A 13,212-nucleotide genomic window follows, 5' to 3' on the forward strand; every position below is an offset into this window, starting at 1 on the left:
AAGGCAGGGATAAGGTGGCCCGCATGGAATCGGCATTGGACTGGCATACGGCGCGCGCGCTGCTCGAATGGCAATTCGAGATGGGGGTGGACGAGGCGATCCTCGACCAGCCCATGGACCGCTTCGCCGTGGAACAGGCTGCGCGGGAAGCCGCCGAAGCGCGGAAGTCGACCCTGCCCGCCGCCGGTCCCACCCGCGTCCAGCGGGTCGAAATCGACCCGGTGGGCGAAGCCGAGGCCGCCGCAAGGGCCGCCACGTCGCTCGATGCGCTGCGGGCTGCCATGGACGGGTTCGAGCATTGCCACCTCAAACGCGGCGCGCGCAATCTCGTCTTCTCGGACGGCGTGCCCGGTGCCAAGGTGATGCTCGTGGGCGAGGCACCGGGGCGCGACGAAGACCTGCAAGGCAAACCCTTCGTCGGCAAGGCGGGTCAACTGCTCGACCGGATGCTCGCGCCGATCGGCCTGTCGCGCGCCGAGTCGGTCTACATCACCAATGTGCTGCCGTGGCGTCCGCCGCAAAACCGCGATCCCAAGCCCGAGGAAATCGCGATGATGCTGCCTTTCCTGCTGCGCCATATCGCGCTGGCCAAGCCCGACCTGCTTGTCATCGTCGGCAACATCTCCTGTCAGGCGCTGCTGGGGAAACGTGGTATCACGCGGCTGCGCGGCATCTGGACCAGCGCCGCCGGTAAACCGGCCTTGCCGATCTTTCACCCGGCCTACCTTCTGCGCAACCCGGCCGCCAAGCGCGAGGCGTGGGCGGATATGCTGGCGCTGCGCGCCAAATTGGAGTCAGGACAATGATCGTCGATCCGGTGATGCTGCTGGCTTTCATTCCGGCGGGGCTGGCGCTGAACATCACGCCCGGCCCGGACATGCTGTTCTGCCTTGCCCAAGGGTTGAAAGGCGGCCCGCGCGCCGGTTGGGCGGCCTCGACCGGGGTCGGATTGGGCGGTGTGGTGCATGTGACGCTGGCGGGTCTGGGGCTTGGCGCGTTGGTTGCGGCGCTGCCCGGTGCCTTCGACGTGATCCGTTGGGTCGGCGCGGCCTATCTGGCGTGGATCGCATGGAAGACCCTCAGGACGCCGCTCGCCGGGGGCGATGCCCCCGCGATGACCCCGGCCAAGGCGCTGCGGCAGGGCTTTGTCGTCAACCTGACCAACCCGAAATACATCCTCTTCGTGCTGGCCTTCGTGCCGCAATTCGTGGACCCGGCCCGCGCCGTGCTGCCGCAATTCCTTGTCTTCGGATCGCTGATGATCCTTGGCGGGCTGGTGGTGAACGGGCTGGTGGGGCAGTTCGCGGGCCTGCTGCGCAAGCGGCTGCAGGGCGGCACGCGGACCGAACGCACCTTGCGCTATCTCTGTGCCACGCTGTTTGGCGGCCTCGCCCTGCGGCTGGCGATATAAGGAAAGACCATGAGCCGAATCGACCAGTCCAAGGACTTCATCCCCGTGCGCATCGCCATCCTGACCGTCAGCGACACGCGCGGTCTGGCCGAGGATCGGTCGGGCGATACGCTGGTCGCGCGTCTGACAGAGGCGGGGCATGTGCTGGCCGACCGCAAGATCATCCGCGATGAACGGGCCGAGATCGCCGACCAGTTGCGCGCATGGATCGCCGATCCGGAGGTCGACGTGGTGATTTCAACCGGCGGCACGGGCCTGACGGGGCGGGATGTCACCGTCGAGGCGCATCGCGAAGTCTACGAGAAGGAGATCGACGCCTTCGGCACGGTCTTTACCATGGTGTCGTTCCAGAAGATCGGCACCAGCGCGGTGCAAAGCCGCGCGACGGGCGGCGTTGCGGGCGGCACCTATCTGTTCGCGCTGCCCGGCTCGACCGGCGCGTGCAAGGATGCGTGGGACGAAATCTTGCGCTGGCAGTTGGATTACCGCCACCGCCCCTGCAACTTCGTCGAGATCTTCCCCCGGCTGGACGAACATCAGCGCCGCAAGTGACCCTCGGCAGCGTGCGACCGGGGGCGGTCATTCGCCGCGCTTGGATCAAAAGCCGGAAAATTCGCGCAATTGTGCGACGGGAAAGCGCCGTGTGACCGTATAATGTCGTGGTAGGTCGAAATTCTCGGCTTATATGCAAACGTTGACAACGATCACCACGCGAGCACCGCCCATGCGCTTTCTCCGCAAGAGCCTTCTGGGGCTCTTTCTCCTGTCCTTGACCCTCGGGCTGCTGGCCTATGCGGGGGTCTTGGTCCGTGACGCCGTACAGGTGCGGCTGAACGAGGAACCGCGCGTGCCGCGTGCCCGCGAGCGGGTGTTCGCGGTCAACGTGGTGCCGGTGGAGTTCGGCACGGTGGTCCCCGAACTGGCCGCTTTTGGCGAGGTGCAAAGCCGCCGCACGCTGGAATTGCGCGCCGCCACGGGGGGAACCTTGATGGACCTCGCCGAGGACTTCGTCGAGGGCGGTCGCGTCGAGGCGGGGCAATTGCTGGCGCGGGTCAATCCGGCGGATGCAGAGGCGGCGCTGTCGCGCGCCGAGAGCGACGTTCTGGATGCCGAACTGGAAACCCGCGAGGCCGCGCGCGCCCTTGAACTGGCGCGCGACGAACTGGCCGCCGCCGAGGATCAGGTGGCGCTGCGCGAGCAGGCGCTGCAACGGCAACGCGACCTGCTGGAGCGCAATGTCGGCACGGCCGCGGCGGTCGAGACCGCCGAACTGGCCGTGTCCTCGGCCCGGCAGGCGGTCCTGACCCGCAGGCAGGCGCTGGCCAGCGCCGAGGCGCGGATCGATCAGGCCGCCAGCGCCGGGAAACGCGCGCAGCTTGCCCGTGAAGAGGCGCAAAGGCGCCTCGACGATACCGAGATACGCGCCCAGTTCGCCGGGACATTGACCGATGTGAACGTTGTGGCCGGACGGCTGGTATCCGCGAATGAACGGTTGGGATCGCTGATCGACCTCGGCGCGCTCGAAGTGGCCTTCCGCGTCTCGACCCAGCAATACGCGCGCCTTTTGGACGATGACGGGCGCTTGCGCCCGGCGGGGGTGACGGTGACGCTGGATGTGTTCGGCACGAACATCACCGCCCAAGGCACCCTGTCGCGCGATGGCGCGGCGGTGGGCGAGGGACAGACCGGGCGGTTGCTGTTCGCGTCTCTGGACGCGGCGCGGGGCTTCAAGCCGGGCGATTTCGTGACGGTGACGCTGGCGGAGCCGGCGCTCGACTTCGTCGCGCGCCTGCCGGCTACGGCGGTGGATGCGGGCGATCAGGTCCTGATGGTAGGGGAGGAAGACCGGCTGGAAGTCGTCGACGTGCGCGTCATGCGCCGTCAGGGGGATGACGTGCTGATCCGTGCGCGTGACCTTGCGGGACGCGAGGTGGTGGCCGAACGCACGCCCCTGCTGGGGGCCGGAATCAAGGTCAAGCCCTTGCGCGCCGGTGGGGACGAGGCCCCTGCGGAACCGGAGATGCTGGAACTGACCGAGGAACGGCGGGCGCGGCTGGTCGCCTTCATCGAGGGCAACACGCGGATGCCTGCCGAGGCCAAGACCCGGATCTTGGCGCAACTCGCGCAGCCCAAGGTCCCCGCTCAGACCGTCGAACGGATCGAGTCGCGGATGGGGGGCTGAGATGGCAGAAGACAACGGACGCACATCCCGGCGCATCCTTTGGACCGGATCGCGGGACAACTGCCTTCGAAGGCAGTTGCAAATCCATTCGAATGGATTTGGCCCCCAGTCTCAAAGGGGCGCGCGGCCTCGCCAACAGAGCCTGACGATCGCCGCGCAGCGCCCCACAAATTCCTTCGAAGGAATTTGCAAGCCCGTTCGAACGGGCTTCCCCCCTCGCGCCGGGAGGTCCTCCCATGCGTAACATGCCGCGCAGCGCCGGGGGCATCTTGTCCTATTTCACGCGTCACCCGACCATCGCCAACCTTCTGCTCGTCATCTTGCTGGCCTCTGGCCTGCTGGCGGCGCCGAACATGCGCGCGCAGTTCTTTCCCGATGTAATCATCGACAATGTCAGCGTCTCTGTCCGTTGGGACGGTGCCGGGTCCGAGGACGTGGACGCCGCCATCGTCCAAGTGCTCGAACCGGCCCTGCTGTCCGTGGAAGGCGTCGAAAGCTCCGAGGCGACCTCGCGCGAGGGGCGCGCCTCGATCCGGCTCGAATTCGAGCCGGGCTGGGACATGTCCCGCGCCGCCGACGATGTGCAGACCGCGGTCGACGCGGTCGGCAACCTCCCCGAAGAGGCCGAGGACCCGGAGGTGACGCGCGGCGCTTGGCGCGACCGCGTCACGGACGTGGTCGTCACCGGGCCGGTGGGAGTCGACCAGCTGGGACGCTTTGCCGATGAATTCGTCGTTCGGCTCTTTGCCGAAGGCGTCACGCGCACCACCATTCAGGGCCTCGCGGCGCCGGAGACGATCGTCGAAGTGCCGTCCGCGAATCTCATCGCCCATGACATCACCATGCGCGAAATCGCCAGTGCCATCGCGGCGGAGGTCGATGCCGACCCGGCCGGAGATGTGGGCGGTGCTGGCGCGCGCGTGCGCACGGGGGTCGAGAAACGCAGCGCCGAGGATATCTCGGGCATCGTCCTGCGCTCGAATCCCGATGGCTCCAACCTGACCATTGGCGATGTCGCGACCATCCGGGTCGAGGGCATCGACCGCGAGCGCAGCTATTTCGTCGGTCCCAATCCAGCGATCTCGATTCGGGTCGACCGGTCCGACCGGGGGGACGCCATCGGCATCCAGCAGGATGTCGAGCGCATCGCGGCTGAGTTTCAGGCCTCGTTGCCCGACGGGGTCAGCGTCGACCTGATCCGCACCCGGGCCGAGGCGATCACCGGGCGCCTCAACATCCTGCTCGACAACGCGCTGAGCGGGCTGGGGCTGGTCATCATCCTGCTGTTCTTGTTCCTCAACACCCGGACGGCCTTCTGGGTGGCGGCGGGCATCCCGACGGCGATGCTGTCGGCGATTGCCCTGATGTACGTGGCCGGGCTGACGCTGAACATGATCTCGCTGTTCGCGCTGATCATCACGTTGGGCATCGTCGTCGACGATGCCATCGTCGTGGGCGAGCATTCGGACCACCGCGCACGGTCTGGGCTTGGCCCGTACGAGGCGGCCGAAAGCGCCGCGCAGCGGATGGCGCTGCCGGTGTTTTCCGCGACGCTGACCACGGTCATCGCCTTCTTTGGCCTGACGGCGATCTCCGGGCGGTTCGGCGATCTGATCGCCGACATTCCCTTTACCGTGATCGTGGTCCTGCTGGCCTCACTGGTGGAATGCTTCCTGATCCTGCCGCATCACATGGCACAGGCGCTGAAACATTCGGGCGAGCGGCATTGGTATGACATGCCCTCGCGCATGGTGAACCGGGGCTTTCGCTGGATCCGCGACACGCTGTTCCGTCCGCTGATACGTCTGGTCATCGCGATGCGCTACGCGGTGCTGGCCGGGGCGGTCGTGCTGCTGGCCTCCCAAGTGGCGCTGCTGATCAAGGGCGACGTGCAATGGCGCTTCTTCAACTCGCCGGAACAATCGTCCGTGACGGGTAACTTCGCCATGGCACCGGGCGCCACGCGCGCCGATACGCTGGCGCAGATGCGCATGTTCCAGCAGGCGGTCGAGGATCTGGGCCGCGAATACGAGGAACGCCACGGCCTGAACCCGCTGGCCTATGTCATGGCCGAGATCGGCGGCAATGCGGGCCGGGGGCTGGCTGGTACGGATACCAAGGATGCCGACCAGCTGGGCGGCATCTCGATCGAACTGATCGAGGCCGACCTGCGGCCCTATTCGTCTTATGCCTTCGTCGGGGAGTTGCAGGACCGGGTGCCCAACCACCCGATGGTCGAGACGATCTCCTTCCGCTCTTGGCGCTCCGGCCCCGGTGGCGACGCGCTGGACGTGCAGTTCTACGGCGCCAGCGCCGAGGTGCTGAAACAGGCGTCAGAGGCGCTGAAGACCGCCGTGGCGCGCTTTCCGGAGGTTTCGGCGGTCGAGGACAACCTCGCCTACGACAAGGAAGAGTTGATCCTTGAACTGACACCGCAGGGGCAGGCGCTGGGGTTTGACATCGACGGGCTGGGATCGGTGCTGCGCAACCGTCTGGGCGGGATCGAGGCGGCGACCTATCCGGTGGGACCGCGCTCGGCGGCGATCCGGGTGGACCTGCCCGAGGGCGAATTGACGGCGGATTTCCTTGAACGCACGCAGATGCGCACGCCCGCGGGGGCCTACGTTCAGCTGGCCGATATCGTCAGCGTCGAGCGGCGCACGGGCTTCAGCACGGTGCGGCGCGAAAACGGCATCCGGGTGATTTCGGTGACGGGCGACATCTCCGAAGACGACCCCGCGCGCGCGACCGAGATCATGCAGGCGCTGGAGCAGGACATCCTGCCGGGCATCGCAGAGACGCAGCAGGTGGACTACCGGCTGAGCGGGCTGAGCGAACAGGAAGATGACTTCCTCAACGACGCCCGCAACGGGCTGATCATGGTGCTGCTGGGCATCTACCTTGTGCTTGCATGGGTCTTTGCCAGTTGGACCCGGCCAATGGTGGTGATGGCGATCATTCCCTTTGGACTGGTCGGCACTATCTATGGCCATGCGCATTGGGACGTGCCGATGAGCATGTTCACCGTGGTTGGCCTGTTGGGGATGACGGGGATCATCATCAACGATTCCATCGTGTTGGTGACGCAGATCGATGAATATGCAGCGGAGAGGGGGCTGATCCCGTCGATCATCGACGGCGCGGCGGACCGCCTTCGAGCCGTCTTCCTGACGACCGCCACGACGGTGCTGGGCTTGGCGCCGCTGCTCTATGAACGCTCTGCCGATGCGCAGTTCCTCAAGCCGACGGTGATCACGCTGGTCTATGGTCTGGGCTTCGGCATGGGTCTGGTGCTGCTGGTGGTGCCGGCATTGGTGGCGGTGCAGCAGGACGTGGCGGTGCAGGTGCGCGCGCTCAAGCGGGGACTGCGCCACCGGGTGCTGTCGATGCGCCTTGGTATGGGCCTTGCGGTGCTGGCGGTGTTGGGCTGGTTGGCTGCCACCATGGGGCATGTGGCGTGGCGCGGTGTGCTGCCCGACGTGCTGCAACGCCCGGTATGGGAAGGCTGGGCACCGCTGAGCGCCGGATTCGCGCTGTTCGTGCTGGGCGCGGCGGCGGTGTCGCTGGGGGCCTATGTCTTGGCGGGGCTGTCTTTGGGGGTTGCGCGCCTGCTAAGGCCGGCACGGCGGCGCAGGGCCTAAGCCCGCGCGCGCATGTGTGGCGCCTAGCCTGTGCAGCCGTGAATGTCCAAAGGCAACTCGCCACCAAGCACCGTGATCCGCAAGCCGGAGCGATCCAGCGCGAATACCTGTGACGAGACGTGATTGACGCGGGTTTCGGCAATCAACGTATTCCCCTGCCAAGAGGTGTCCGGCTCGCCGATATACAGGTCGGGGTCGCGCGACTCGATGACGGTTTCCTCGCGGCCGGTGCCCTTGGGCATGGTGATCTCGACCCGCAGCCCCATGCCAGAGGCGGCAGGGGTCAGGTGGCAGGTGACCGAGCGCACGCCCGCATCTGCCGGGCCGAAGGGCAGCGTGGCCAAGGCCGCCGCGATCACCGGATCGGGCTTGCGCATTTCGGGCGAGAGCATGGTTTCCACGCGCACCCGGTGCGGCAGGCAGACATCCTTGCAGATGCCGATATCGATCACACCCTTCAGGCGGCTGTCGCGGCTGTCATTCTTGAGCTTGATGCGCAGCGGCAGCACGACCTCGTGCTTGTAGCCGACCGAGCGCATGCCGGACTGGTGAAACACCTGCGGAGCGGGCCATTCGACCTGAATGCTTTGCACGTTGCGCGCCCCGCGCCAGTCGAAGAGCGGCGGGATGCCAGCATCGCCGGGGCTGCGCCAGTAGGTCTTCCAACCATCCGCAAGGGTCAGGTGCAGGGCGGCCATGTGGTCGCCATTGGCCATGCGCCAGCCGGGGCGCAGTTCGGCACGGACGACATTGTCATAGGACTCCGCCGTGGCGGAGAGCGGAAGAAGCAGAAGCGAAAGCAGGGCGATGAGGCGTTTCATGGTGTCGGATGTGCCGTGATTTGACTGAAATGAAAAGTCACGTTCCGGCGATGGAATGTCACCTGTGATGCATTGGCACGGGCATTGTCACGAACGGTCGCGGCAGTTCTGCACGCAGCGCACTTGTCACCGGGCGGGGCGAGGGCCATGTTGGACAGACACGGCATGGGGATCGGCATGGGCGAGCAGATGAAGACCACGAACCTGACCGGGCATTTGCTGATCGCGATGCCGGGCATGGGGGATCCTCGCTTTGACCGGGCGGTGGTCTTCATGTGTGACCATTCCGACGATGGCGCCATGGGCTTGATCATCAACAAGCTGTCCGACGAGATCGACATGCCGACCCTGCTGTCGCAGCTCTCGATCGAGATGGAGGCGGACCTTTCGGGCCACCGCGCACATTTCGGCGGTCCGGTCGAGGTGGGGCGCGGCTTCGTTCTGCACTCGCCCGATTACGCCAGCGCGGTGACGACGCTGGAGGTGCGCGACGACATCCACATGACGGCGACGCTGGACGTGCTAGAGGATCTTGGGCGCGGGGCGGGGCCCGGCAAATGGCTGATGGCCTTGGGCTATGCTGGCTGGGGGCCGGGCCAACTGGAAGCCGAGATCAGCCAGAACGGCTGGCTGGTCTGCGACGCGGATGCGGCGCTGGTCTTTGATGTGGCGGATATCGACAAGTGGGAAGCGGCGCTGGATCGGCTGGGCATCTCGGCACTGATGCTGTCCGCCGAGGGCGGACGCGCCTGACCCCGCAAGGGGGGGCGGGTGCATCCCCGCCCGGCCTTGTGTCGCGGATCACCGCATGCGGTTGTAGATCGCCTCGCGCACGGCGCCCGCATCGGTGCCGCTGCCCACGCGGTGGACGTGGATGAACGCCATCTGGCTGTTATAGCACTTGATCGTCACGTAGAACTGGTTGTCGATCTGGTACCAAAGCGCGCTTTCACCATCGTCCCAGGTAAAGTCGAGATCGCTGGTATAGCTGCGGATCGCGCGGTGGCCCGCTTGAAGGCAATCCCAATTGCTGCCGTAATATGGTCCGTCCACGGTGAAAGACGCCTGGTCGGCGCTCGCGCCCCCGGCGGCAAGGCCCAGTGTGGTAGCAAGGGCGAGAAGCGGTCTGGAAAGGGTCTTCATGTGTAGATCCTGCTGAAAGTGTCGAACAATCAAGCGTCAGGATGCGGCGTCAATACCCGTGCGTCAAGCTTGGGGCCTGTGTCAGCCCGCCAAAGTCAGGAGAACCCGACCCAATTCAGCGCCTTGCCGGGCCGCGTGAGAGCGCCCTACCGATCCGCTGCGGCGCGGCTGAGGCGATCATTGATGGCGATGCCCAGATCGATATGCGGGATCGGCGAGATCGCGATCACCTCGACCCCGGTCGCATCCAGACGGTGCAGGTACTCGAACAGGTTCGCGGCGGCCTCGACCAAATCCTCGGACGGCGACAGGTTGAGATCGCATTCGGTGTCGCCAAAGCCCAGACGCGCCTCGCCGTCGTGGAACTCGGTCGCGTTCAGCCGGACCCGCGCGCGCGGCGCGTAGTGCAAGCGGGTCTGGCCCGGCGCACTGATCCTGTCGGTGGCGTGGCGCTCCGCCACGCGGGTGCCAAGCGCCTCTTGCAGCGCGTCCCGGGTGACGCCACCGGGGCGCAGCAGGGTTGGTGTGCCCGAAAGCCCCAGAATGGTGCTTTCGAGGCCGACGGGGCAGGGGCCACCATCCAGAACGGCATCGATCCGGCCCGACAGGTCGTCCAGAACGTGGCCCGCCCGGGTCGGGCTGATCCGGCCCGAACTGTTGGCCGAGGGCGCGGCAATCGGGCGCCCCGTTTCGCGCAGCAGGGCGCGCGCCGTCTCGCCTGCGGGCATGCGCACGGCGATCGTGTCCAGCCCCGCCGTCACCAGCCGCGAGATCATCGTGTCGATGCGCATGGGCAGGACCAGTGTCAGCGGACCGGGCCAGAACGCATCGGCGGCCAGTTGCGCAAGGTGATTCCACTGCACAAGCTCGCGCACCGCGTCCAGATCGGCGCAATGCACGATCAACGGGTTGAAGGTGGGTCGCCCCTTGGCCGCGTAGATACGGGCCACGGCGTTGTCGTTGGTGGCATCGGCCCCAAGCCCGTAGACCGTCTCTGTCGGAAACGCGACGAGGCCGCCCTCGTTCAGAATCCGGGCGGCGCGGGCAAGGCCGGGCCCGGTGGCGGGCAAGGTTTCGGTGAGTTGCGCGGACATGTGCCCCCGTGACGCGGCGTTATTTCGGTACAGGACTGCTGTGCCCTGTAACTTGACGGTTCAAACGCGGTATCTATGGAACTGGTTCCAGTTTGCCAATCAGATTTACCCCGAGGGAGAGGTTTCATGCCATATCGCGCGCCTTTGGACGATTTTCGCCTGCTCTTGTCCCATGTGGTCGGCTACGATGCCGTCGCCGGGACCGAACGGTTCAGCGACTCCGGAATGGAGACGGTCGAGGCTGTCCTGACCGAAGCCGGCAAGATGTGCGAAGAGGTGATCGCGCCGCTCAACCGCAGCGGCGATCTTGACCCGGCGGTGTTGGAAAACGGCAAGCTGCGCACCCCCAAGGGCTTTGCCGATGGGTATAAGGCGATTGCCGAAGGCGGCTGGATTTCCATGTCCGCCGATCCCGATTTCGGCGGCATGGGGCTGCCGCTGACGGTGACGACCTGCGTCAACGACATGCTGTCCTCGGCCTGCCTGTCGCTGCAATTGAACCCGTTGATGACCCAAGGCCAGATCGAGGCGCTGGAGCATCACGCCAGCGATGAGCTGAAGGCGCTCTATCTGCCCAAGCTGATCAGCGGCGAATGGGCGGGCACGATGAACCTGACCGAGGCGCAGGCCGGGTCCGATGTCGGTGCCCTGTCGACCAAGGCAGAACCCAACGGCGATGGCACATACGCGATCACCGGGCAGAAGATCTACATCACTTGGGGCGACAACGATTTCACCGGCAATGTCTGCCATCTGGTGCTGGCGCGTCTGCCGGGCGCGGTGCCGGGGACGAAGGGGATCTCGTTGTTCCTCGTGCCGCGCAACATCCCCGATGAAAACGGCAATCCCGGTGTCGCCAACAGCCTCAAGGTCGTCAGCGTCGAGCACAAGCTGGGCCTGCACGGCTCGCCCACCTGCGTGATGCAGTACGAGGGCGCGACCGGCTGGCTCGTGGGCGAGGAAAACGACGGCATGCGCGCCATGTTCACCATGATGAACAACGCCCGTCTGGGCGTGGGCGTGCAGGGCATCGGCGTGGCCGAAGGTGCCTATCAGCACGCGCTGGCCTATGCGATGGACCGCAAGCAGGGCAAAACCCCCGGTTCGGAGTCTGGGGGCACGATCATCGGCCATGCGGATGTGCGCCGGATGCTGGCGACGATGAAGGCGCAGACCTTTGCGGCCCGCGCGATTGCGCTGGCGCAGGCGGTGGCGATCGATATGGGCAACGCGACGGGCGCGCCCGAGTGGAAGGCACGCGCGGCGTTGCTGACGCCGGTCACCAAGGCATTCGGCACCGATACCGGCATCGAAGTGTCCAATATCGGCATTCAGGTGCATGGCGGCATGGGCTATGTCGAGGAAACAGGGGCCGCGCAATTTGCCCGCGACGTGCGTGTGACCGCGATCTACGAGGGCACCAACGGCATTCAGGCGATGGACCTCGTCGGGCGCAAGATGATGGATGGCGGCGAGGCGGCCTTTCGCCTGCTGGATGAGATCGAGGCCTTTGCCGAGCAGGCCAAGGGGCAGCTTCCGGATCTCGCGGAACCGGTCTGGCAGGCCGCCGAGACCCTCCGCGAGGCGGTCGAGGCTCTGGTCGCGATGGAGGACATGCAGGACCGGTTCGCCGGCGCCGTGCCCTTCCTGCGCGGGTTTGCCTTGGTGCTGGGCGGGTATTTCCACCTGCGTGCGGCGATGCAGGGGGGCGCTGCGGAACGGCTGGCACGGTTCTACATCCAGCGCATGTTGCCGGATCATGTAGGCCAGTTGGCCCATGCCCGCGCCGGGGCCGAAGGGCTGATGGCGCTGACGGTAGAGGATTTCGCCGCGTGATGGATGGCGCGCGCGACCCGATCCGCTACCCGTTTGCCGATGCGCCCGAAGGGGCGCAGGCGGTGGAGGTGGCCGAAGGTGTCTTGTGGCTGCGCCAGCCGCTGCCGATGAAGCTGGACCACGTCAACGTCTACGTGCTGGACGAGGGCGACAGCTGGACCGTGGTCGATACCGGCTTTGACACGCCGCAGTCACGGGCGCTGTGGACGGCGTGGCTGGAGGGCCCTTTGAAGGGCAAGCCCGTGGGGCGGGTGATCGTGACGCATCACCACCCCGACCATATCGGCTTGGCGGGCTGGTTGCAGGGGCAGGGCGCCGAACTGGTGACGACGCGGACAGCTTGGCTGTATGCCCGGATGCTGGTCATGGATGTCGAGCCAACGCCCTCTGCCGAGACGGTGACCTACTGGAAACGCTGCGGGATGGACCCGGAGATATTGGAAAGGCGGCTGACGGAGCGGCCTTTCAACTTTGCCGATTGCGTGGCGCCGCTGCCATCGGGCTTTACCCGGATCAAGCAGGGCGACGTTCTGACGGCCGGGGGGCGCACGTGGGACGTTCATATCGGCAATGGCCATGCGCCGGAACATGCGACACTCTGGAGCCGGGACGACGGGCTGGTGATCGCCGGGGATCAGATCCTGCCGTCGATCAGTTCCAATCTCGGCGTCTATCCCACGGAACCTGAGGCAGACCCGGTGGGCGAATGGCTGGAGGCCTGCGAACGGCTGGCGCTGTTGGCGCAGGACGGGCATCTGGTGCTGGGCGGGCACAAGCTGCCCTTTACCGGCCTGCCTGCACGGATGCGGCAATTGATCGACAATCATCATCACGGGCTGGACCGGCTGCATGACCATCTGAGCACGCCACTGGCGGCGGGCGATTGCTTTGCGCCCTTGTTCAAACGCCGGATCGGCGAGGCGGAATACAACCTCGCGCTGGTCGAGGCGATGGCCCATTGCCTGCACCTGTGGCACGAGGGCCGCGCGACGCGGACCGAAGCGGCGGACGGGGCATGGCTGTGGCAGGCGGTCTAGGGGCCTGCGGGTGGCTCTGTTCCGGCTGCGCCGGAAAGCGCCCACCC

11 protein-coding genes are annotated in these 13,212 nt (G+C 66.3%); 8 read left to right on the forward strand and 3 right to left on the reverse strand.

Annotated elements, in window-relative coordinates; all coding sequences use genetic code 11:
* The first annotated feature begins 23 nt into the window (after positions 1-23).
* The 5 genes from D8Z78_RS11015 (at position 24) to D8Z78_RS11035 (ending at position 7,234) form a co-directional block, all read left to right on the forward strand.
* A complete protein-coding gene (locus D8Z78_RS11015) occupies positions 24-806 on the forward strand; it encodes a uracil-DNA glycosylase (RefSeq protein WP_121630185.1) in 783 nt (260 codons plus the stop codon).
* Complete coding sequence (locus D8Z78_RS11020; RefSeq protein ID WP_121630186.1) at positions 803-1,411, forward strand: LysE family translocator; 609 nt, start codon at positions 803-805, stop codon at positions 1,409-1,411. Before D8Z78_RS11015 ends, D8Z78_RS11020 begins: the two co-directional genes overlap by 4 nt.
* A 9-nt stretch (positions 1,412-1,420) precedes the next feature.
* Positions 1,421-1,963 (forward strand): molybdenum cofactor biosynthesis protein B, encoded by a 543-nt coding sequence (gene moaB, locus D8Z78_RS11025; RefSeq protein WP_121630187.1) that lies wholly within the window; start codon positions 1,421-1,423, stop codon positions 1,961-1,963.
* A gap of 172 nt (positions 1,964-2,135) precedes the next feature.
* Positions 2,136-3,593, forward strand: coding sequence for an efflux RND transporter periplasmic adaptor subunit (locus D8Z78_RS11030; RefSeq protein ID WP_121630188.1), 1,458 nt, complete (start codon positions 2,136-2,138; stop codon positions 3,591-3,593).
* A gap of 236 nt (positions 3,594-3,829) precedes the next feature.
* Entirely contained in the window at positions 3,830-7,234 is a 3,405-nt protein-coding gene (locus D8Z78_RS11035; RefSeq protein WP_121630189.1) for an efflux RND transporter permease subunit, read from the forward strand.
* Between the two features lie 23 nt (positions 7,235-7,257).
* Here the strand turns inward: D8Z78_RS11035 and D8Z78_RS11040 are convergent, their stop codons facing one another.
* On the reverse strand, positions 7,258-8,055 hold the full coding sequence (locus tag D8Z78_RS11040) for a protein-disulfide reductase DsbD domain-containing protein (protein WP_121630190.1): 798 nt from the start codon (positions 8,053-8,055) through the stop codon (positions 7,258-7,260).
* A 147-nt stretch (positions 8,056-8,202) separates the two neighbouring features.
* On the opposite strand from D8Z78_RS11040, the gene D8Z78_RS11045 reads away from it, so the two are divergent.
* Positions 8,203-8,808, forward strand: coding sequence for a YqgE/AlgH family protein (locus D8Z78_RS11045; protein WP_240672090.1), 606 nt, complete (start codon positions 8,203-8,205; stop codon positions 8,806-8,808).
* Positions 8,809-8,856: 48 nt separating this feature from the next.
* Here the strand turns inward: D8Z78_RS11045 and D8Z78_RS11050 are convergent, their stop codons facing one another.
* Positions 8,857-9,198 (reverse strand): hypothetical protein, encoded by a 342-nt coding sequence (locus tag D8Z78_RS11050; RefSeq protein WP_121630192.1) that lies wholly within the window; start codon positions 9,196-9,198, stop codon positions 8,857-8,859.
* Between the two features lie 146 nt (positions 9,199-9,344).
* The gene (locus tag D8Z78_RS11055) at positions 9,345-10,292 is read right to left on the reverse strand and encodes an L-threonylcarbamoyladenylate synthase (RefSeq protein ID WP_121630193.1); all 948 of its coding nucleotides are present in this window, start codon (positions 10,290-10,292) and stop codon (positions 9,345-9,347) included.
* A gap of 126 nt (positions 10,293-10,418) precedes the next feature.
* On the opposite strand from D8Z78_RS11055, the gene D8Z78_RS11060 reads away from it, so the two are divergent.
* Positions 10,419-12,128, forward strand: coding sequence for an acyl-CoA dehydrogenase family protein (locus D8Z78_RS11060; protein WP_121630194.1), 1,710 nt, complete (start codon positions 10,419-10,421; stop codon positions 12,126-12,128).
* On the forward strand, positions 12,128-13,165 hold the full coding sequence (locus tag D8Z78_RS11065) for an MBL fold metallo-hydrolase (protein ID WP_121630195.1): 1,038 nt from the start codon (positions 12,128-12,130) through the stop codon (positions 13,163-13,165). Before D8Z78_RS11060 ends, D8Z78_RS11065 begins: the two co-directional genes overlap by 1 nt.
* Positions 13,166-13,212 lie beyond the last annotated feature (47 nt).

The organism is Tropicibacter alexandrii (genome assembly GCF_003667315.2).
GTDB classification, from domain to species: Bacteria; Pseudomonadota; Alphaproteobacteria; order Rhodobacterales; family Rhodobacteraceae; genus Tropicibacter; species Tropicibacter alexandrii.

Bases quoted from the DNA above. Each gene is read 5' to 3' on its own strand.
- D8Z78_RS11045 (WP_240672090.1), top strand. From the start codon at position 8,203: ATGTTGGACAGACACGGCATGGGGATCGGCATGGGCGAGCAGATGAAG.
- D8Z78_RS11050 (WP_121630192.1), bottom strand. From the start codon at position 9,198: ATGAAGACCCTTTCCAGACCGCTTCTCGCCCTTGCTACCACACTGGGC.
- moaB (WP_121630187.1), top strand. From the start codon at position 1,421: ATGAGCCGAATCGACCAGTCCAAGGACTTCATCCCCGTGCGCATCGCC.
- D8Z78_RS11015 (WP_121630185.1), top strand. From the start codon at position 24: ATGGAATCGGCATTGGACTGGCATACGGCGCGCGCGCTGCTCGAATGG.
- D8Z78_RS11040 (WP_121630190.1), bottom strand. From the start codon at position 8,055: ATGAAACGCCTCATCGCCCTGCTTTCGCTTCTGCTTCTTCCGCTCTCC.
- D8Z78_RS11030 (WP_121630188.1), top strand. From the start codon at position 2,136: ATGCGCTTTCTCCGCAAGAGCCTTCTGGGGCTCTTTCTCCTGTCCTTG.
- D8Z78_RS11055 (WP_121630193.1), bottom strand. From the start codon at position 10,292: ATGTCCGCGCAACTCACCGAAACCTTGCCCGCCACCGGGCCCGGCCTT.
- D8Z78_RS11065 (WP_121630195.1), top strand. From the start codon at position 12,128: ATGGATGGCGCGCGCGACCCGATCCGCTACCCGTTTGCCGATGCGCCC.
- D8Z78_RS11035 (WP_121630189.1), top strand. From the start codon at position 3,830: ATGCGTAACATGCCGCGCAGCGCCGGGGGCATCTTGTCCTATTTCACG.
- D8Z78_RS11020 (WP_121630186.1), top strand. From the start codon at position 803: ATGATCGTCGATCCGGTGATGCTGCTGGCTTTCATTCCGGCGGGGCTG.
- D8Z78_RS11060 (WP_121630194.1), top strand. From the start codon at position 10,419: ATGCCATATCGCGCGCCTTTGGACGATTTTCGCCTGCTCTTGTCCCAT.